Genomic DNA, 18942 nt, shown 5'->3' on the forward strand with positions numbered 1-18942 from the left:
TCAGGAGTTGCCGCTCCTGACACGGCGGGCCGCGGACATCACCTCCCCATCCGCTTGCTCAGGCGCGTCAGCGCCGGCCCGGAGGCGACGGCGACCGCGCCCGCCGCGAGCAGGATCACCAGCAGGTAGCGCACGAAGCCGACGGGCGAGCCCGGGGTCGGCCGCGTCTGCGCCACGTTCTGCGGATTGGCCGTGGAAGTCGACGGTGCCTTGACCGCCAGGGGCGCCCCGCCGGGAACGGACGGCGGAGGTCCGGCGCCGGTGCCGGGCGCGCCACCCGTGTCGCCCGTGCCACCGGACCCGGCGAAGGCCGGGGGCTGGACACCTCCGCCGAGCCCGCCGCCCGAGCCCTGGCCGGACGTGTCGTCGGCGGGCGGGGGCGAGGTCTGGCCGGACTCGGCCGCGATGATGTCCGCGGCGGCCACGGTCTGCGAACGCAGCGAATCGGGCAGCGGCACGTACCCGGCGGGCAAGGTGCCCGGTTCGACGCCCGGCCGCTGGCCGTCGCCCACCGCGTACTTGAGGAACGCGGCGTAGTCGGTGCCCGCCTGTTTGTCCAAAGCGGACGGTGCCGTGGCGGCGTAGGCGAGGTTGGTGAGCGGGTAGGCGTCGGCCGCGGTGGTCGTCGGGTCGAGGTGCAGGACGTCCTTGGTGGCACCGGGTTTCGCGGCCGCGACGGCGGCGAGCATCGCCGTGTCGGTCGGCGCGACGAACGCGCCGGAGGAGTTGCGCAGCTTGGCCGTGGGCAGGCCGTAGCGTTCGGCGGTCGGCGTGTCGACCACCGCGAGCAGGCTGCGCTGGCCCTGCGGCTCGCGGTCGACGGCCTTGAGCTCGGGTGCGCCGGTCGGCGTCGAGAAGCCGGTGGGCGCCTTGCCCAGCGTGTCACCGCGGCTGATGGCGCGGCCGGCCTCGTGCATGTCGTTGGCGAGCGGACGCAGGTCGAGTGCGCAGCTGGCGAGGTTCCCCGTGCCGGCGCAGGTCAGGTCAGAGCGCGGGAAGTTCGACACCGGCAGGTTCGTGCCGCGGAAGGACGGGTTGACCTTCATGCCGTAGGGATCGGGCACGCCGTTGACGAAGTCCGACGCGTCCTTGTCGGCCTTGATCCAGTTCCACAGCATGGTGGTGGCGTCCATGTCCACTGTGGGCACCAGGGCGTCCACCGCGGACATCAGCCGGCCCGAGTCCTCGAAATCGGGGTTGAGCTTGAGGAACTCGGGATCGAGTGTGAGCGAGTCCGGGTTGCCCTTGAGGTAGTCCTGGCGCACCGGCAGCGACAGCACGTAGGACTGCGTGAGCAGTTTCGCGACGAGCCGCGGGTTCAGGTTCATCTCGGTGATCTGCTCGCCGTCGCGTTGCCACACTTCGGGCGGCACCACGCCTTCACCCGCCGACTGGCGTTCGGTGATGAACGCGATGCTGAGGCCCGACAGGGCGATCGGTGCGTAGACAAGAGGTTTCGTGACTTGGCCCTGCGGTACGGGATCGGTCATGAACGCGAGCCCGGGGTTGTCCGAGACCACGGTCTGGCGGGCGACGCCGTCGGGCACCTGGGTGAAGCCGTAGACGGTGCCGCCGCCGGCGCACAGCGTCGGCTGCCACCGCAGCACGGCTTCGGAGAGGAACTCGTCGCCCGAGGTCTGCCGCTCGGCCGAGCCGAGGGGGCACGAGTCGCCGACCGGCTGGAACTTCAGCGGCACGGAGATGTGGTTCTCCCAGTTGGTCTCGCTCAACGGCGAGGAGTCCAGCTGCGGCCGGTTGTCCCCGACGCCGACCTGGGTGCCGTCGACCTCGGTGTTGCCGCGCGGCACGATCACCAGCCAGCACGCTCGTGGCGCGCCGTTCACGACGGTGCCGCAGCCGAGGCCGTCGGCCTCGAGCGCGGTCTGCACCTCGAAATCGACCTCGCCGCCGCCGTCGAGCCGGGTCTTGGCGAGCGGGACCTCGTTGGTGGTTCCCGCGGTGAAGAACTCGCCGGTCGAGGTCGTCGTGACCCCGGAGACGGACGTGAACGGCACCACGGCCTGTTTGCCCGCCTCGGGTTTGAGCGTCTCCTGCTGGTCGACCAACGTGCCGTAGCTGACCTGGCGCAGCCGCGTCCACGCGCCCGCCACCGGTGAGCCCTGCGCGGCGAGGCCGCCGTACTGGCACTGCTCGCGGGTCGGGCCGGTCGGCGGGTCGCCCCAGCACTGCATGATCTGCAGGTAGTTGGTGGCGAAGTTGCCCGACGGGCCGGTCGGCTGCCCGCCGGTCCAGGTCACCCGCACGGTCTGGTTGATGAGATCCGTGGTCTGGCTGACCGTGATCTTCAGCGCGGAGAACGCGCCGGTGCCCGGCACGGTGACCTCGGAGCCGGTCTCGGCCTGGCTGGGGGCGGCCACGAGCAGCGCGGCCAGGGCGAGCAGGGCCGCGAGCAGGAGTCTGAGGTATTTCACGACCGGTCCCTGTCCTTCGTGAGGCGCCGAGCGAGGAACGGCGGACCGATCACGAGCCCGAGCAGCAGCGCGACGGCCACGGACGTGAGCAGCGCGGCCGTGGCGTCGTCGCGCTGGGCGAGCGACACGGGCACGGAAGAGCCGCCGTCGGCGAGGTTCTGCGTGCCGACGGGCAGGCCGGTGTCGGGGTCGATCGCACCGCCGCCGGGCCCGTTGGTCGTGCCTGGCGCGCCCGGGTTCGAGCTCGTGTTTCCCGGCGTGCCGGCCGTGCCGCCGGTGTTGCCCGCCGTGCCACCCGGTCCTCCGGTGGAGTTCGAACGGCCGCCCGGGCCGCCGTTGTTCGGAGTCGAGGACTTCGCGCCGCCGGTGCCGGTAGTGCACTGGACCACGCCGATCTTGTCGCACGGCGAGGGTTGCGGGGCGTTCTTGGCCAGCAGGTTCGTGCCGTCCGGCGAGAACGTCGGGTTGTTGCACTTCGTGATGTCAGTGGGCTTCTTCGTCGAGCCGGGGATCCGGGCCACCTGGTTCAGGCCGGCCTTCACGAGGTTGATCGGCAGCGGCGAGTAACCCAGCTGGTCGGCCTGTTGCTGGCCCTCGCACAGGAAGTAGTAGGCGAAGTCCGACAGCGTCCGTCCTTTTTCGACGGTGAACGGCGCCGTCGGCGTCGTCGGCAGGATCATGTAGCTGTAGCTGGACAGCGGATACGTGCGCGGGTCGGGGTTCGTGTAGACGGCCCCGAGCTCCTGCGTCAGGTCCGGTTTGATCTGGGCCGCGAGCAGCGCGACCGCGACGCTCGGCGCTTTCGGCTCGATGTAGTACCCGGCCTGGTTGAGCACCTTGGCGATGGGGAACCCGGCGTTGCGCGCGTAGGAGTACTCGACGTAGGTGATCGCGCCCTCGCTCTGGTCCTGCCGCACGAAGTTCGTGACGCCGAGCGAGCCCGACTGCCCGATCATCGGCGGCACGAGCGGGTAGTTCGAGGTGAACCCGCATGGCGTGGCACGCCCGGCCTTGCGGCAGAAGGCGTCCCACAGTGAGCCGTACTGGCGGGCCATGTAGGTGGTGAACTGCGCGCTGGTGCCCGAGCCGTCCGAGCGCACCACGGGGATGATCTTGCGGGCCGGCAGCGTCAGGCCCGGGTTGTCGGTCTTGATCTGCGGATCGGCCCAGCTGGTGATGGCGCCGGTGAAGATCCCGGTCAGGGTCTTGCCCGAGAGCCGCAGGTTCGTCACGCGGGTGTTGCCGATGTGCAGGTTGTACATGAACGCGGTACCACCGGCGACGATCGGCATGTACGCGAAGCCGCGGTTGGTCGGCGCGACGTCGGTGACGCCGGCGTCGGTCAGACCGTACGGGATCTCCGAGACACCGAAGTCGACCTGGCCCGCCTTGAACTGGTTGCGGCCGTCGGTCGAACCGGTGGCGGCGTAGCTGATCCGCATGCCGTACTGGCCGACGTTCTTGCGCCACTGATCGAGCGCGTTCGAGCTCCACGTGGACCCCGCGCCGCTGATGGGCACGTAGCCCTGCGCGAACGCGGTGCTCTGGCCGAGCAGCACCAGCGCCAGCGCGAGCGCGACCCAGCGGAAGATACGGCTTCTCACTGTTGCTCCCCCTGCATCCTCTGAATGAACCGTTCCCGGTCTGCGGCCGAGGCGCGTTCCCGGCGCCGGCGTCCGCCGCGGGTCAGCTCTCCGGCCGGGCGGCCGCCCGCCAGCCGGGCGATCACGAACAGCACGAGCACCAGCAGCATCAGCACGGCGGCGGCGCCGAACCCGCGGGCCTTCATCGCTTCCTCCGGCGAAGTGACGAGCGAGAAAGTCTCCAGCGGCAAGGAGATCTGCGGTCCCGAGAACGGGTCGGCGTTGAGGTAGGCGGTGAACCCGGCGGTGATCAGCACCGGGGACGTTTCGCCGATGCCGCGCGCGGTGCCGAGCAGGATCGCGGTGGTCAGCCCCGAGCGCGCGGTCGGCAGCACGACGTGCCACACCGTGCGCAGCTGCCCGGCGCCCAGCGCGAGCGACGCTTCTCGCAGCGAGCCGGGCACGAGCCGGATCACCACGTCGGAGGCTCGGATCACGATCGGCAGCATCATCACGCTGATCGCGCAACCCGCGGCCAGGCCCGATTTCTCCAGCCCCAGCGAGAGGATCAGCGCGGCGTAGACGAACAGACCGGCCACGATGGACGGCAGCGCGGTCATCGCGTCGACGATCGTGCGCACCAGGCGGGAGAAGAAGCCTCGGGTCTCGTTGAGGAACACCGCGCACGTCAGTCCCAAGGGCACGGTGAGCACAAGCGCGATGGCGATCTGCTCCAGCGTGCCGACCGCCGCGTGGATGATGCCGCCCTGGCTCAGCGGGTCGAGCGGGCCGGCGTTGGCCATGTCCTCGGTGAAGAAGTTCCAGTGGCTCAACGCGTCGATGCCGCGCACCAGCAGGTAGCCGACGATCGTGATGAGCGACAGCAACGCGAACGCGGCGAGGCTGTGGACGATCGCGGAGACCAGGCGATCGCGGACCGTCAGCGCGTTGTCGGTCAGGGAGACCAGCAGCGCGTAGAGGCCCAGGAAGAGCAGCCACGCGATCGCGAGGAACCCGATCGCGCCGCAGAACGGGGCGAGCTGGGTGAACACGATCGCGGTCAGCGCGACGGCGGCGGCGAGCGCGCCCACGACGTTCACCGTGTCCGCGCGGCGGCCGGGGCGGGTGACCCTCCGGCGTTCGGACGTTTCGGGTGTGTCGTCGAACTCGGGGAGTTCGGGGATCTCCGGGGTTTCCCGGGTGTCCAGGGCGGTCATGCCTCACTCCCCTGTCCGGAGCGGCTGCGCGCGATGATCGCGGACGCGCCGAAGTTGACGACGAGCGTGAGGGCGAACAGCGCGAGCCCGGCCGCCATCAGCGCCGAGAGGCCGAACGGGCTGGCCGCGCCCCACTGCTGGGCGATGAGCGCCGACACGGAGTTCGCGCCGCTCTGCAGCACGTGTGGCTGGATCGTGAAGACGGGGGCGATGATCATGTACACCGCGATGGTCTCGCCGAGCGCGCGGCCGAGGCCGAGCATGGTGCCGCCGATCATCCCGCCGCGGCCGTAGGGCAGCACGACGCTGCGGATCATGCCCCAGCGCGTGGCGCCGAGCGCATACGCGCCTTCCCGTTCTCCGGGTGGCGCCTGGGAAAACGACTCCCGCATGACCGAGCAGGTGATCGGCATCACCATCATCCCGACGACCAGGCCGGCGAAGAAGGTAGAGCTGGCGAACACCGTCTGGCTGCTCAGGGGATCGTTCGCGTCGTAACCGTCCACTGTGAACAGCGGGAACCAGCCGAGGTGCACCGAGAGCCACCGCGGCACGTCGAGCAGGTTCCACTGCAGGAACACCGCGCCGAAGAGGCCGTAGACCACGCTCGGGACGGCGGCCATGAGGTCCACCAGGCTGATCAGCACCCGCTTCGGCCGCGGCGGCGCGTACTCCGAGATGTACAGCGCCACTCCGCAGGCCAGCGGAAAGGCCACACACAGCGCGGTTCCGGCGATGAGCAGCGTGCCGACGAGCACCGCGGCGATGCCGAAGTTGCCGGAGTCGGGCTGCCAGGCCTGCGTGGTGAGAAAGGACAGTCCGGACCGGCCGAGCGCCTGGCTTCCGTTCTTCAGCAGGAAACCGCCGACCACCACCATGATCGTGAGCACCAGCAGCCCGGCACCCAGCAGTGCCAGGCGGAAGAAGCGGTCGGCGCCGCCGGGTCTTCCGGTCTTCCGGCGGGCCTGCGTTTCCCCGCCGGCGTGTTCGAGTACCCCAGTCATGTCCCCTCCTCTCCGAATCACGCACGCGCAGCTTTACCCGGACAGCTGTCTCAGGCCGGGCAAAAACATTAACTACGGACGAACACGCGTTCGGTTGATCTCGCGGCTGGATTCGGCCAGTTGATGAAAAGAACTACCCGAATTGATCGCGTGCAGGCGGCGGCGGTACTTGCGGCTGGACACCCCCACCGACGTTCCGTCCAGGCGGAGCTGCCAGAGCCACATCCCCTGCTCGTCGCGCACGGTCAAGACTTCCGCGAGCTTGAGACCGGCCTTGAGCGTCTGCACCGCGAAGGCACAGGAATCACCATCAGGGAAGGAATTAACCGACTGTGCGATGCTGCGGTTGTTGGCTGAGAGAAAACGCCACCTGACGGCCCACCCCGCATCGGAATGCGCTCGTCCATTCAGTCCAGCAACCGAGATGGACACCATCTCGAACCGAGGCTCGGCCATCGTTTTCCTTTATTCCAGCGGTCCCCGACCGACGCGCTCAGGCTCACCCACGTCGGTATACGCCAGCCGAACAACGGGCAGCGCGCACGTGCTCCAACCGTTCACAGGGGATTAAACGCACACTCGGGTCGAGCACCCCGCATCCGGCGATCCGGGTGGCGGCTCGATCCGGGCGCGCCGGACGGTGACGTGCGCGACGGCTACCACCGCGGCCGACCCGAGCACCAGGGCAGCGTTCACGGCAGGGACGAATCTACCCTGCCCGTTTGCCCGCAACGGTGGGCTTTCGCCGACAGGGCAACACTTCTTCCCCACCTTCACCTCGATGTGACAAAAGCACCGGGTACGCCCCGATGCCGTGTCATGATCACCACGAAGGTTCGAGCGCGAGCAGGACTGGAGAGAATCGTGAAGCTCAGCAGCAAGGTCGTCGCCACGGGACTGGTCGCCGGCGCGTTGGTCCTCGGCGGGAACGCGATCGCCTTGGCCCAGACGGTGATCGCGACGTATGACAACGAGCCCGCGTGCCGCGTCGGGCTGGCGGTGTACGCGGTCGGCCACCCGGGCGCTTCGCTCGACTGCCAGAGGATCACCATCAGCGGTGGCCAGATCCGCCATTGGCTCGTGCAGAACTAGTCGTCCAGTTCCCGGGAAAGTGCGCCGCGCACCGTGCGGCGCACTTTCCGCCGTTCGGAGCAGTTCAAGAGCCGCGCCGAACCCCACCTTGCTCGGGGCCGGCTCTCGTCCACAGTGGATCACCCGGGTCTCACGGGTGACGAGGTAGCGGTGCTCGCGTCCGCCGTGGCAGCCTTGTCCCGCAATGGTCTTTTCCGGCACCGGTCCGACCTGCGAAGAGGAGAGCACCATGGAGACCTGGGACGCCATTCGCGCCCGTCGCAACGTGCGCAGCTACACCGGCGAGCCGGTGGCCGAAGAACACCTCACGCGGATCGCCGAGGCCGGCTGGCGCTCACCCTCGGCGTCGAATCGCCAGCACTGGGACTTCGTGCTCGTGACCGACCGCGCGCAGCTGCGTGAGCTCTCCACGGTCTGGCAGGGCGCCGGGCACCTCGCCGGCGCCCAGGCCGCGATCGTGCTGGTGGTGCCCGAACCGGCCGACGACCGAACGCGCGTGCTCGACCAGTACGACCTCGGACAGGCCACCTACGCGATGATGCTCGCGGCCGCCGACCTCGGCATCGGCACCGGGCACTCCTCGATCGGCGACCAGGACCGGGCGCGCGAGATCCTCGGGGTGCCGGGCGACCACGTCGTGTCGCTCATGCTGGCCATCGGCTACCCCGCCGACCGGCCGCTCCGGCCCATCAAGAACCCCACGCGCCGCCCGTTCGACGAGGTCGTGCACCGCGGCCGGTGGTGACCGTTTCGAGCACGCTCGAAAGGCTTGTCCGCCCACCTCGGCGTGCCCAGGATGGGTGCCGTGGCGACCGCCCCGCCCTGTGACCAGCTCGACCATGGCGCCTGACCAGGCGCCGTCCGATGCCGGGGTACGCCGCACCCTGGCGGGGGACGGTGCGGCGGTGGCGAGACGCGCGCCGTCGGGGGCGAAGGCGACGGAGCCGACCACGTCGGTGTGGCCGGTGAGCGCCGGCCTGCTGCGAAACGTCAGCCGAACGTGAACGAGTACGCCTGCAATCCCGGGCTCAGCTTCAGCGTCACCGTGCCCTGCTGGGGCGTCGGGGTCTGGACGACGGCGTGGATGTCCGGGCTGCCGGACACCGGGATCGTCTTCGTGACGCCACCGGCGGTCGCGGTGACGGTGCCCGTGCCGCCGACGTCGAGGTAGACCGCTGAGGCGTCGTAGGTGAGCGTGAGGGAGGCGTCGTCGCCGGCGGTGAGGTACTCGGGGGTCGTGGTCCACTTGCCCTGGAGGTCGATGGGCGCGCCGCCGGCGCCGCTGCGCTCGGAGCCCAGGTAGGTTTCCGGGCTCTGCAACGGGTTCGTGGGGGTGTCGTCGGCGACGTCGGTGCGCGGCGGGAGCGTCTGACTCGGGTTGGCGGTGGTCAGCAGCTCGCGGATGAGCGACTCGGTGCCGTCGTAGTCGCCTTCGCCGAGGGAGACGTGGCGGACCTGCCCGGTGGCGTCGGCGAGGTACTCGGCGGGCCAGGACTCGTTCTTGAACGCGTTCCAGGTGGCGTAGTCGTTGTCGATCGCCACGGGGTAGGTGATGTGCTGACGGGCAGTGCCGGCCGCGACGTTGGCGGGGACGTGCTCGAACGCGTACTCCGGCGTGTGGACGCCGACGATCTCCAGGCCCGCGTCGTGGTAGCGCTGGTACCACGCCTCGACGTGCGGGATGGCGCGCTGGCAGTTGATGCACGAGTACGCCCAGAAGTCGTAGAGCACGACTTTCCCTTGCAGCGCGGCCGGTTTCCCGCCGGGAGTATTCAGCCACTGGTTGATGCCGACCAGCTGCGGCGCGGTGCCGCAGTCCTGCAGCTCGTCGGATGGGTCGCACGCCTGCAGGCTGCCGCCGCCTCCGACCTTGTCCGCGCCGAGGGCCTGGTTCAGCCCCGCGGTGTAGTCCGGGATGGCGCGCTGCAACGCGTCGGTGACGTTGAACGTGAGCGCGACGGCCAGCCCGATCACCACGATCCCCGCGGCGATGCGGACTTGGCGCTGCCGGTCGCGGAACGCCTTCACCCGCTCGGCGACGCGGTTGCCGGCCATCGCGAAGAACAGCAGCGGAATCGCCGTGCCGATGGCGAACGCGATGGTGAGCGCGACCGTCGACGTGCCGATCGTGTGCGTCGCGCCGGCCACGGTGATGGCCGCGAGGACCGGCCCCGCGCACGGCACGTAAACGGTGCCGAGCGCGAGCCCGAGCACGAACGCACCGCGGTCGCCCGGCACGGATTTGCGGCCCAGCCGGACAAATGGGCGTTCCAGGAGGTCTTGCACGCGCGGGAACATCATCGCGACGCCGAGCACCACCAGCACCACGAGCCCCGCCCAGCGCAGCACGTCGCCGGGCAGGTGCAGCGCGGCGAGCACGAGCGTGCCGAGGAGCGTGACGAGGCTGAAGCTCAACGCCAGCCCCGCGACGATGAGGAACGGCCGGCGACGCGTCGGCTCCGTGCCGGTTTTGCGCGCGCCGCTTGCCCCGCCCGTCATGAACAACACCGGCAGAACCGGCAGAACGCAGGGCGAAATGCCGGTGATCAGCCCGCCCACCAAGCCGATCAGCACCAACGTGATCAGGGTGACCTCCTCTGTCTTCGCACAGAGTAGGCCGGGGACCGGCCGCGGCGGCCGGTCCCGCGTGGACAGTCAGGGATTCGTAACACTCTTGCGCAGCCCGGCCTCTTCCAGCAGCGGCACGATCTGCGTGCCGAAGAAGTCGAGTTCGGGCTGGTAGTCGTAGAACGTCAGCTGAACGCCGTCGATGCCCGTTTCGTGCAGGCGGCGCAGCTTGTCCGTGACCTCCTCGGGCGAGCCGACGATGTGCAGGTGCCCGCCGACCGCGCGGCCACGGGCGGAGTGCTCGAGCCACGACTGGCTGTCGCCCGCGGTGTGGCGGTCGGTGAACGCGCCGATCGCGCCGAGGTCGGCGTGGTCCATGATCGCTTGGTACCGCGCGTGCGCCTCAGCGCTCGTGGGCGCGGAGACGACCGTGGGATTGATCACCACACGCACTTCGCGGCCCTGGTCCCGCGCGGCCCGCTTGACCTTTTCCACGTGCGCCGGCAACGCCTCCAGCGCGCGGTCGATGTTCTCGCCCGCCGGGCTGGAGATGAACACGAGGTCGGAGTTGCGGCCCGCGAACGCGAAGCCCGCCGGGGAACCGCTGGCGGACACCAGGATCGGGCGGCCGTACTTCGGCAGCGGCGACGCGTAGGCCTCCTGCAGCGAGTAGTGCTCGCCGTGGAACGTCAGGTTGTCCTCGCCGGCCCAGAGGTCCTTGCAGACGGCGACGAACTCGTCGGCCATCGCGTAGCGCTTGTCGTGCTCGGGCTTGAGCTGCCCGAACATCGCGGGCTCGGCGTCGGCGTACCCGGTGACGATGTTCGCACCGAAGCGCCCGCCCGAGATGTGGTCGGCGGTGGCGAGGAACTTGGCCAGGTGCAACGGGTGCCACGGCCCGTACAGCACGTGCACCGTGCCCAGCAACAGGATCGACTCCGTCGCCGACGCGAGCGCGATCGCCGAGACGAACGGGTCGAGGAAGTTCTCGCGGTAGTGCGTCTGGCCGCCGAACCCGCCCTTGGGCAGCCACTGCGACAGCCCGAACGCGATGTCGAACCCGTACTTCTCCGCCTGCTGCGCCAGCGCCCGGTTGTAGTCGAACGTCCAATCCGTCCCCCGCGGCAACGTCGACTGCGACCACCCACCCGTCTGCAGCGGCAGGAACACCCCCAGCAGCAACGGCTGCCGCAACACCCGGCTCAACGGGCTGTCCGGGAAATCCTGCGGCTGCGCCGGCTCCGCCAACCGAGCCCGATCACGTTCGGACATGCACCACTCCTCGCCCTCGTCGCCGCGAGAATAGGTTGGACGTCAGACGTCTGGCGAGTCTGTCCAAGATCTGGGACTCACCGTCGAGCGAGGGCTGCGGCGACGTCGGGGACGGAGTCGCCGGCACGGCGCCCCCGGACGACGACCAGCGCACGGTCGTCCCCCAGCCCTCGCGCCGCCTCGCCGAACCACCGCGCGCCCCCGTCCGCACTCGCACCGGCGCGATCCGCGTCGACCAGCAGGATCGGCAACTTCCGCGCCGCCGCGGCGGCGGTCACCACGGCCCGGACTTCCTCGCTGTCAGTTGCCGCCCGCACGCGGCCAGCAGCACGAAAACCGGCGCAACAGCGCGGCCTTCGGGTTCACCTTCACGGGACGGCGCACCCGTCAGCCGGCCGAAGCGTTCAACGCGTCCAGCAGCCAGGTGTGCGTGACGCCCATCGGGGCCGGTTCGCCCGTGATCTGGCCGGCCAGGGTCCAGTAGGCGCGCACGCGGGGGTCGCGGTCGGGGGCCGTGCGGTGGTTGAGGGCGTGGCGGAAGGCCGGGGTGTCGGTGGTGCGCAGGGAGGCGGCGTGTGCGGCGACGAAGCGGTCGAGGGCCGGGCCCGGCGTCGGACGGGTGCCGGACGTCACGGCGGTGAAGGCGAGCTCGCAGGCCTGGGCCACCTCGGCGTGGAGGGCTGCGAGGTCGGGGATCCGGTCGTGGTCGACCAGCGTGCTGGCGCGCAGGGCATCGACGAACGAGCGGTCCGAGGCGAGCACGACGAGTGACGCGTAGGCGACCACCTGTGCGGGCGTCGGCAGCTCAGGGGGCGGCGGGGCACTGATGTCCAGGAACATGCGGGCCGACTCGGCGGGGACGGGCCCGGTGGTCATGGGGTGCCAGAGGCGGACGAGAACGTCGTGGGCGGCGTACCCGTCTTCCACGGCCGACAGCAGTTCGAGGCGCGCGGGCCGGTCGAGCGGGGTCGCGTCCTCGACGGCGCGCAGGACGGACCGTCGCCAGGCCAGCGTCGCGACCTCGCGGTCCAGGGCGGCGCGTTCGGCCGCGACGGCGTCGGCCAGGGAGCGGCGGCCGGCGAGGACGTCGGTGATCAGCGGCAGCCCCAGGCCCAGGCCGCGCATCCGGCGGACGAGCGTGAGCCGCTCGACGGCGTCCTCGGCGAAACGGCGGTGGCCGCCCGCGCTGCGGGTGGGTTCGAGCAGGCCTTCGTCGCAGTAGAAGCGGATCGTGCGGACGGGCACGCCGGTCCGTCGCGCCAGGTCGCCGATCCCCAGTGTGAGCCCGGTCACCATCGGTAGAACCTCCAGCCGGATGGAGTTCCTACGGTACGGCCATGGACACCACCCGACTCGCCGAAGCCCTCCACCACCACACCGCCGCCCTCGCCGAAGCCGCGGCCGGCGCCGACCCCGACGCCCGCGTGCCGACGTGCCCCGACTGGCCGCTGCGTGTGCTCGTCGGCCACGTCGGCCAGGCGCACCGCTGGGCGGCGAGCATCGTGCGCTCCGGCCCTTCGCCGGTGCCCGACCCGTTCGACGCGGACCCCGGCGACCCGGCCGGCTGGTCTGCTTGGCTGCGGGCCGGCGCCACGGACCTCGTCGACGCGGTGTCCACGAGCGACAGTCCCGTGTGGACGTTCTTCGGCCAGGGGCCGGCCGGGTTCTGGCTGCGCCGCCTGCTCAACGACGCCGTCGTGCACCACGCCGACGCGGCGGGCCGCGCGTTCTCAGTCGCCCCGGAGCTGGCCGAGGACGTGATCAGTGACTGGTTCGGCCTGCTCGCGAACCCCGCCACGCGGACGCTCAAACCCGACGTCGCCGGGCTCAGCGGCACCGGGCAGACCCTGCGGCTCCTCCCCGACCACGCCGAGGGCTGGCACGTCACCCGCACCCCGGACGGCATCGAGTGGACCCGCGCCACCGCCCCCGCCGACGTCACGCTCGCCGGCCCGCTGACCGACCTCCTGCTCGTGCTCACCCGCCGCCGGCCGGCCGACGACGTGACGATCACCGGCGACCGGGATCTCGTCGACCACTGGCTGGCCCACAGCGCGGCGTGAGCGCCCACGCCGGGTGGTCCCGCGGCGGCTGAGGGCCACCGTCGGGAAAAAGTTTCTCCCGCAACGTCCCCGGCCGGTACTCGCGCTGCATGAGGCCGCGCGCTTGCAGCAGCGGGACGACGTGGTCCACGAACTCGTTAAAGCTCGTCGGCGAGATCACGTATTCGAGGTTGATCCCGTCGACACCCGCGTCCTGCCAGCGCGCGATGTTCTCGACGATCTGCTCCGGCGTCCCCACCACGCGTTTGCTGGTGCGACTGAGGATCAACTCGCCGAGCGTCCAGTCGTCACGGGTGGTCGAAGCGAGGAGCTTGCGCACGGGCTCCGACACCTCGCGCCGGCGCAGGTCGCCGACGAGCGCGGCCGGGTCGTCAAGGCCGAAGTCGTGCCCGGCGAACACCGACGCGCGCGCCAGGTTCCCCTCCACGGTCTGGCGCTCCAGCAGCTCGGCGTGGCGCCGCCGGGCCTCGGCCTCGGTACTGGCGAGCAAGTAGGACTGCGGCACGAAAACCTTGACGTGCGCCGGGTTCCGGCCCGCGGCGGCGGCCGCCCGGCGCACGTCGGCGACGATCGGGGCCGCCTCGGCGGGGTCCTGGGAGTTGATGAACAGGCACTCCGCGTACCGGCCGGCGAACGCGCGGCCGGTCGGCGAAACACCGGCGTTGAACAGCACCGGCACCCGCTGTGGCGACGGCTCGCTCAGGTGCGGGCCGTCGAGCTGGTAGAACGGTCCATTGTGGACCACGGCGTGCACCTTGGCCGGATCGGCGAACTCGCGCCGCTCGCGGTCCCGCAGCACCGCACCGTCTTCCCAGCTGTGCAGCCACAGCTTCAGCACCGCCTGCGTGAAGTCCTCGGCGCGGCCGTAGCGCTCCTCGTGGCCCGGCAGCCCGCCGTGGCCGAGGTTGCGGCCCGCACCCGGCAGGAACGACGTGACGATGTTCCACGCCACCCGCCCGCCCGTCAGGTGGTCCAGAGTGGACACCTTGCGGGCGAACGGGTACGGGTGCTCTTGCAGGATGTTCTGCGTGAACGTGTAACCCAGGTGTTCCGTGTGATAGGCGAGCAGCGGGATCAGCACCGAGGGATCGCCGGTCGGGAACTGCATCCCCTCGCGCACCGCCGCGTCGCGCGAGCCGCGGTAGGTCTCGTACGGGGCGAGGACGTCGGCGAAGAAGAGCGTGTCGAACCGGCCGCGCTCCAGCGTCCGGGCAAGGTCGAGCCACGTCGCGGGGTCGGTGTAGCCGAGCTGACGGCTGTCCGGCTCGGCCCACAACCCCTGCGCGTGGTGGGAGACGGCGAACATGTGGAACGCGTTGAACAGCATCCGCTCAGGCATCGTCGCCCAGCACCTGCGAGCCGATCACGTCCTTGCAGATCTCGGCGGAGTAGGCCATCAGCCAGCCCGCCTGCGCGTCGCGGAACCACCGCTCGATCGGCGACGTCTTCAGGTACCCCGAGCCCCCGCCCACGCGCACGCCGAGGTCGGCGATTTCGCGCGCGACGTCGTTGGCCAGCAGCTTCGCGCGCATCGTCGCCGGCAGGAAACCGGGCGAGTTCTCGTCGGCGAGCCAGCACATGTGCTGCGCGAACATCGCCGCGGCCTGCAGCCGGCTCTCCAGCTCGCCGACGCCGAAGCGCACCCACTGCTGCTCCGCCACCGTCCCACCGCCCGGCAACACCTTCCGGGCGCGTGCGTGCTCCCGCAACGCCGCCAGCGCGCCATCGGCCACCCCCAGCGACAACGCCGCCACCCCCGCCCCGATGTGGTTGGGGCGCCGCCGTTTCGACGGCGGGCAACGGCGCTCGTGCGGCAGGAGCGTGCCGTCGAAGCGGATCAGCCGGCTGCCGCTCGCGCGCAGGCCCATCGCGTCCCAGCTCGGTTGGAACGTCATCGTCGCAGGGTCGGCGTCGAGCCCGAAGAACGTGGAGACGCCGTCGACCTTCGCGTTGACGAGGAAGTGGTCGGCGATCTCGCACCCGGACGAAAAGCGCTTCTCCCCGCTCAGCCGGAACCCGCCTTCGACCGCCTCCGCGGGCTGCTGCGACTGCAGGAACAGGTTCCCGCCGGCCGGCTCGCTCAACGCGTTCGCGAACCGTGCCCCGGCCGCCAGCCGCTCGGCGAAGAACCGCGCCATGTCGGGCTCCGACAGCTCCACCAGGCCCGCCGCCGCGCCGATGTGCATCACCCACACACACGCCGTCGACGGGCACGCCGCACTCAGCAGCCGGACGATCGCGCCGTAAGTGCGGTAGCTCAGGTCCTGGCCGCCGTACTCCGCCGGCAGCAACGCGGCGTCGAGCCCACTCGCGTTCAGCCGTCGGAGGTTCTCGACGGGCAACTCGCTGGTCCGGTCCCGCTCGGCCGTCGTGAGCGCGAACCCGGCGGCAAGGTCTGCCGCGAGGTCCACCCAGTGCTGCTCGTGAGCCGGTGGGCCGAGTGGATGTCCAGCAGCCATGACGCCTCCCCTGGTCGGCAACTCCCGACCGGCGATCTTGCCAGGAAATGGCCTTTGTGGTGAGCGCTCACGCGGGCAGAATTCCCGCATGCGCGACCACCGGCACGAGCCCGCGCTCAACGCGGCCGTCGAAACGTACGTGACGCCGGGGCGCAGGTACCTGCAGTTGCTCAACACCCCGTTCCTGAGCGACCCGGCGCAACGGCAGGCCTTCGGACGCGCGCTGGCCGAGGACTCGGTGCGCATCACCGACGACGAGCTCGAGCTGCTGCTCGGCTACGAATGGCGTGCGCAGCTGACGGCTTCGTGGCTGGTCGCCTTCGCCCGGCGAGCTGCGCACCGCGAACGGATCGGCGAGCTGCTTCTCGCGAACAAACGTATCTACGCCGGCCGCGGATTCTGCTTCGCGCTGGCGCGATTCGGCACGGAGGAAGACGCACGTCTGCTGGTCGACTACCTCCACGCATTCCTGCCACGCACCGACCGCGGCGAGCAGGACTCGGCCATGGGCGCGCTCAGCCACCTGGACGCGCGGCTGGGCACCGAGCACTCAGCCCGGTTCCTCGGCGAAACCGGGCTCTGGTCGCGCTGGCTGCACGCCAAGTTCCCCCCTGACCGAGCCGACGTGCCGGTGTCGCTCGATCAGTCCCGTGACGTCATCCGGACGCAATGCTCGTACGCCGACCACGCCATGAAAGCCCTGCCGTCCGAGCGGTGATCAAACTACGGCGTCAGCTCGGCCACCGCCGCGTGCAGGGCCAGCAAGCCCGGCACCGTCTCCGGTGGGCGCCGGCCGAAGCCGCATTCCGTGGCGATGCCGAAGGAGTCCGCAGCGGACAGTGCGGCGGCGATGCGTTTGCGCGCACCGGGTTCGCCGTCCGCGACGTGCACGAGGCCCAGGTACAGCTCGGTCTCCGCGGACAACGCCAGGGAACGCAGCGGCGCGAAGTACTCCGGATCCGTCCGGCCGATCGGCACGGGCAGGTGGATCCACCCCAGCGGCCGCGAAAGCCGCGCGGCCAGGGCGTTCGCCACGCGAACCAGGAGCGCGGTGTCAGCGGGCTCGACGAAGTGGCGGCCGCCGCTGTCGCCGTAACACAGGTGGTAGCCGAGGTGGACGTCGGCGGGCACGGCGTTGCCGAGGCGGGTCAGGCGGTCGAGGACGCCGGCCTCGAGATCCGGGACCCAGCTGGGGAAAACGCCCTCCAGCATGCCGAACTCGACGGCGGTGTCCCACTGGATCGCGAGCTGGTCGGCGGGGATGGCGTCGGTGATGAGCTCCAGCTCGCGCAGCATCGCGGTTTCGTAGGCGGGCTCGACGGCGGCCTGGTCGGCGGTGTCCACGTGCAGGCGGATCGGGGCCATGGGCGTGGGGAGGCTGACCTGGAACCGGACGTCCGGCAGCACCCCCGCCGCGCGCAGGCGCCGGAAGACGACCCATGACGACAGCGCCGCCTGGGCGTAGCCGAGGGGGCCGAAGCGCACCGCCGAAGCGGGACCGGCCAGCCGGTACTTGGGCGTGCTGCTGTACTCGCCGCGGTGGACTTCGTCGGTGACCAGGCCGGGGGTGCGCGCGAACACCGCCCGCTGCCAGAACGTCCAGTTCGACCGCACGCCCGTCTCGCCGTCCGTCACCCGCCGAACGAACTCGCCGACGTGGGCCGAGACCGCGCGGAACACCGTCTCCGAGTCCTCGAGCGGCACGCTGCCGACGAGGTGCACACCACGAGCCACCATGCGCCCCACCGTAAGCCCGCGCGCGGGCGTCCCGAGGGGGCAGCGAGCCGAACAGTGGCCGGTCAGACCACCCACGGAGGTGGTATCGGGCAGCTCAGACCTGGCGCGCCGTCGCCATGGCGCGGTCGGTTTCCCAGAAGGCACGCATCGAGGTGATCAGGCCGTCCTCGCCCACGCGGTAGACGAAGACGCCGTCGGTGTCGACGCGGTAGCCACCGGGCAGGTAGGTGGTGATGGTGCCGATGTTCGCGCACTCCGCGCCCGCGGCGAACGAGTCGCGGATCACGAACTCGAAGCGCTCCACGTGAGCGATCGTCAGGTCCCAGAACGCGCCGATGCCCTCGCGGCCGTGGTGGCCCTTGCCCTGCTCGTCGAACATCGACGGGCCCACCGGGTCCTCCACCACGGCGCCCGGCGCGAACAACGCCAGCCACCCGTCCTTGTCGCCCGCCGCGACCGACGTCATCGAGCGGAACGACGCCAGGCGAGCCGGCGGCTGGTCCGCGTCGACGTCCCAGCTGACCTCAACACTCATGTCACTCCCCCGAATCCGACGCTGAATCCCGGAACTTCGCGATGACTTCTTCACCGAACTTGCGGATCGCGTCGACCTTCGGGCCCACCTCGGCGTCGAAACCGAGGCCCTCGAACACCCACGGCATCGTGATCGCGTCGGTCACGCCCACCTCGGCCTGCTCGCGGAACCCGTCGAGCCCGAACCGGTCGACGCACACCGCCTGGAACTCGAACGGATCGGCCTCGCGCCCGCGCTCGGCCAGCAGTTCCTTGAGCCGTTTGATCGTGTCGCGCAGCTGGTCGAGCGTCATCATCGCCGACGACCAGCCGTCGCCCACGCGCGCGGCGCGGCGCAGCGCGATGTCCGTGTGCCCGCCGATGTAGAACGGCACGCGCTTCGGCGGCGTCGGGCTCATGCGCAGCTTGTCGAAGTCGAAGAACTCGCCGTGGAACTCGACCATGCCGCCGTCGAGGATCAGGCGCAGCACCTCGATGGCCTCGTCGAAGCGCTTGCCGCGCCGCTCATATGGCGCGCCGCACCACTCGAACTCCTCCGGCGACCAGCCGATGCCGAGCCCGAGACCGAAGCGGCCACCGGTCAGAGCCGCCACCGAGTTCACCTGACGCGCGAGCAGCACCGGGTTGCGCGAGCCGAGCTTCAGCACGGACGTGTAGAACTCGAGACGCTCGGTCACCGCACCCATCGACGCGGCGGCCACCAGCGGGTCGACCCAGGGCGTCTCCTCGTTCCAGAACCGGCTGCCGTCGGGCGTGTACGGATAGTCCGCGGACACCTTCTCCGAGTAGAACAGGGAATCCGGCAGGACGATCGAGGAGAATCCGGCCTCCTCGGCGGCCCGGGCGAGCCCGCCCAGCTGATCGAGGGGGTTCATCGCGATCGACAGGGAGAACTTCATCCCCCGACTGTAACGTGTTCTACTTTGCCCGGCCAGAGGTGCTCCACGTCACCTCCCGGGAACCCTCAGCGTACTGTCCGCG

General features: G+C 70.6%; 18 protein-coding genes. 4 read left to right on the forward strand and 14 right to left on the reverse strand.

Annotation, left to right across the window (positions count from 1 at the left end):
* Positions 1-38: 38 nt before the first annotated feature.
* The 5 genes from AB0H62_RS09785 to AB0H62_RS09805 form a co-directional block, all read right to left on the reverse strand.
* The gene (locus AB0H62_RS09785; RefSeq protein ID WP_360585297.1) at positions 39-2432 is read right to left on the reverse strand and encodes a hypothetical protein; all 2394 of its coding nucleotides are present in this window, start codon (positions 2430-2432) and stop codon (positions 39-41) included.
* The gene (gene pstS, locus AB0H62_RS09790; protein ID WP_360585299.1) at positions 2429-4036 is read right to left on the reverse strand and encodes a phosphate ABC transporter substrate-binding protein PstS; all 1608 of its coding nucleotides are present in this window, start codon (positions 4034-4036) and stop codon (positions 2429-2431) included. Before pstS ends, AB0H62_RS09785 begins: the two co-directional genes overlap by 4 nt.
* On the reverse strand, positions 4033-5232 hold the full coding sequence (pstA, locus tag AB0H62_RS09795; protein WP_360585301.1) for a phosphate ABC transporter permease PstA: 1200 nt from the start codon (positions 5230-5232) through the stop codon (positions 4033-4035). The genes pstS and pstA overlap by 4 nt, the downstream gene beginning before the upstream one ends.
* Complete coding sequence (gene pstC / locus AB0H62_RS09800) at positions 5229-6236, reverse strand: phosphate ABC transporter permease subunit PstC (RefSeq protein WP_220242973.1); 1008 nt, start codon at positions 6234-6236, stop codon at positions 5229-5231. The genes pstA and pstC overlap by 4 nt, the downstream gene beginning before the upstream one ends.
* A gap of 72 nt (positions 6237-6308) precedes the next feature.
* Positions 6309-6692, reverse strand: coding sequence for a hypothetical protein (locus tag AB0H62_RS09805; protein WP_360585303.1), 384 nt, complete (start codon positions 6690-6692; stop codon positions 6309-6311).
* Positions 6693-7100: 408 nt separating this feature from the next.
* Here AB0H62_RS09805 and AB0H62_RS09810 point away from each other — a divergent pair, with 408 nt between their 5' ends.
* Both AB0H62_RS09810 and AB0H62_RS09815 read left to right on the forward strand, forming a co-directional pair.
* Positions 7101-7328, forward strand: a complete 228-nt coding sequence (locus tag AB0H62_RS09810; RefSeq protein WP_360585305.1) for a hypothetical protein — start codon at positions 7101-7103, stop codon at positions 7326-7328.
* A 229-nt stretch (positions 7329-7557) separates the two neighbouring features.
* Positions 7558-8073, forward strand: a complete 516-nt coding sequence (locus AB0H62_RS09815) for a nitroreductase family protein (RefSeq protein WP_220242976.1) — start codon at positions 7558-7560, stop codon at positions 8071-8073.
* Positions 8074-8318: 245 nt separating this feature from the next.
* Here AB0H62_RS09815 and AB0H62_RS09820 read toward each other — a convergent pair whose 3' ends face one another.
* The 4 genes from AB0H62_RS09820 to AB0H62_RS09835 all read right to left on the reverse strand — a co-directional run bounded on the left by AB0H62_RS09820 (position 8319) and on the right by AB0H62_RS09835 (position 12464).
* Positions 8319-9902 carry a cytochrome c biogenesis protein CcdA gene (locus AB0H62_RS09820; RefSeq protein ID WP_360585411.1) on the reverse strand — a complete coding sequence of 528 codons (1584 nt, stop codon included), beginning with the start codon at positions 9900-9902 and terminating at the stop codon, positions 8319-8321.
* A gap of 81 nt (positions 9903-9983) precedes the next feature.
* Positions 9984-11168: an LLM class flavin-dependent oxidoreductase gene (locus AB0H62_RS09825; protein WP_220242977.1), complete on the reverse strand. Its 1185-nt coding sequence runs from the start codon at positions 11166-11168 to the stop codon at positions 9984-9986.
* Between the two features lie 77 nt (positions 11169-11245).
* Entirely contained in the window at positions 11246-11485 is a 240-nt protein-coding gene (locus tag AB0H62_RS09830) for a hypothetical protein (RefSeq protein WP_360585307.1), read from the reverse strand.
* A 70-nt stretch (positions 11486-11555) separates the two neighbouring features.
* Entirely contained in the window at positions 11556-12464 is a 909-nt protein-coding gene (locus tag AB0H62_RS09835; RefSeq protein WP_255638301.1) for a MerR family transcriptional regulator, read from the reverse strand.
* 41 nt (positions 12465-12505) lie between these two features.
* On the opposite strand from AB0H62_RS09835, the gene AB0H62_RS09840 reads away from it, so the two are divergent.
* Positions 12506-13231, forward strand: coding sequence for a maleylpyruvate isomerase family mycothiol-dependent enzyme (locus tag AB0H62_RS09840; protein WP_360585309.1), 726 nt, complete (start codon positions 12506-12508; stop codon positions 13229-13231).
* Here AB0H62_RS09840 and AB0H62_RS09845 read toward each other — a convergent pair.
* The gene (locus AB0H62_RS09845) at positions 13179-14570 is read right to left on the reverse strand and encodes an NtaA/DmoA family FMN-dependent monooxygenase (RefSeq protein WP_360585311.1); all 1392 of its coding nucleotides are present in this window, start codon (positions 14568-14570) and stop codon (positions 13179-13181) included. The two genes, AB0H62_RS09840 and AB0H62_RS09845, sit on opposite strands and share 53 nt — an antisense overlap.
* Positions 14563-15690 (reverse strand): acyl-CoA dehydrogenase family protein, encoded by a 1128-nt coding sequence (locus AB0H62_RS09850; protein ID WP_220242981.1) that lies wholly within the window; start codon positions 15688-15690, stop codon positions 14563-14565. The genes AB0H62_RS09845 and AB0H62_RS09850 overlap by 8 nt, the downstream gene beginning before the upstream one ends.
* 88 nt (positions 15691-15778) lie before the next feature.
* On the opposite strand from AB0H62_RS09850, the gene AB0H62_RS09855 reads away from it, so the two are divergent.
* Positions 15779-16408, forward strand: coding sequence for a DUF6000 family protein (locus tag AB0H62_RS09855; protein ID WP_360585313.1), 630 nt, complete (start codon positions 15779-15781; stop codon positions 16406-16408).
* Between the two features lie 5 nt (positions 16409-16413).
* Here AB0H62_RS09855 and AB0H62_RS09860 read toward each other — a convergent pair whose 3' ends face one another.
* The 3 genes from AB0H62_RS09860 to AB0H62_RS09870 all read right to left on the reverse strand — a co-directional run bounded on the left by AB0H62_RS09860 (position 16414) and on the right by AB0H62_RS09870 (position 18860).
* Positions 16414-17427: a hypothetical protein gene (locus tag AB0H62_RS09860; RefSeq protein ID WP_360585315.1), complete on the reverse strand. Its 1014-nt coding sequence runs from the start codon at positions 17425-17427 to the stop codon at positions 16414-16416.
* Positions 17428-17521: 94 nt separating this feature from the next.
* A complete protein-coding gene (locus AB0H62_RS09865) occupies positions 17522-17962 on the reverse strand; it encodes a nuclear transport factor 2 family protein (protein ID WP_360585317.1) in 441 nt (146 codons plus the stop codon).
* A 1-nt stretch (position 17963) separates the two neighbouring features.
* The gene (locus tag AB0H62_RS09870) at positions 17964-18860 is read right to left on the reverse strand and encodes a TIGR03619 family F420-dependent LLM class oxidoreductase (RefSeq protein ID WP_220242984.1); all 897 of its coding nucleotides are present in this window, start codon (positions 18858-18860) and stop codon (positions 17964-17966) included.
* Positions 18861-18942: the final 82 nt, after the last annotated feature.

Source organism: Amycolatopsis sp. NPDC050768 (genome assembly GCF_040654155.1).
Classification (GTDB): domain Bacteria; phylum Actinomycetota; class Actinomycetes; order Mycobacteriales; family Pseudonocardiaceae; genus Amycolatopsis.

Excerpts from the sequence above, each read along its gene's own strand:
- pstA (WP_360585301.1), bottom strand. The coding sequence starts at position 5,232 with ATGACCGCCCTGGACACCCGGGAAACCCCGGAGATCCCCGAACTCCCC.
- pstC (WP_220242973.1), bottom strand. The coding sequence starts at position 6,236 with ATGACTGGGGTACTCGAACACGCCGGCGGGGAAACGCAGGCCCGCCGG.
- AB0H62_RS09805 (WP_360585303.1), bottom strand. The coding sequence starts at position 6,692 with ATGGCCGAGCCTCGGTTCGAGATGGTGTCCATCTCGGTTGCTGGACTG.
- AB0H62_RS09815 (WP_220242976.1), top strand. The coding sequence starts at position 7,558 with ATGGAGACCTGGGACGCCATTCGCGCCCGTCGCAACGTGCGCAGCTAC.
- AB0H62_RS09825 (WP_220242977.1), bottom strand. The coding sequence starts at position 11,168 with ATGTCCGAACGTGATCGGGCTCGGTTGGCGGAGCCGGCGCAGCCGCAG.
- AB0H62_RS09835 (WP_255638301.1), bottom strand. The coding sequence starts at position 12,464 with ATGGTGACCGGGCTCACACTGGGGATCGGCGACCTGGCGCGACGGACC.
- AB0H62_RS09840 (WP_360585309.1), top strand. The coding sequence starts at position 12,506 with ATGGACACCACCCGACTCGCCGAAGCCCTCCACCACCACACCGCCGCC.
- AB0H62_RS09845 (WP_360585311.1), bottom strand. The coding sequence starts at position 14,570 with ATGCCTGAGCGGATGCTGTTCAACGCGTTCCACATGTTCGCCGTCTCC.
- AB0H62_RS09850 (WP_220242981.1), bottom strand. The coding sequence starts at position 15,690 with ATGGCTGCTGGACATCCACTCGGCCCACCGGCTCACGAGCAGCACTGG.
- AB0H62_RS09855 (WP_360585313.1), top strand. The coding sequence starts at position 15,779 with ATGCGCGACCACCGGCACGAGCCCGCGCTCAACGCGGCCGTCGAAACG.
- AB0H62_RS09860 (WP_360585315.1), bottom strand. The coding sequence starts at position 17,427 with ATGGTGGCTCGTGGTGTGCACCTCGTCGGCAGCGTGCCGCTCGAGGAC.
- AB0H62_RS09865 (WP_360585317.1), bottom strand. The coding sequence starts at position 17,962 with ATGAGTGTTGAGGTCAGCTGGGACGTCGACGCGGACCAGCCGCCGGCT.
- AB0H62_RS09870 (WP_220242984.1), bottom strand. The coding sequence starts at position 18,860 with ATGAAGTTCTCCCTGTCGATCGCGATGAACCCCCTCGATCAGCTGGGC.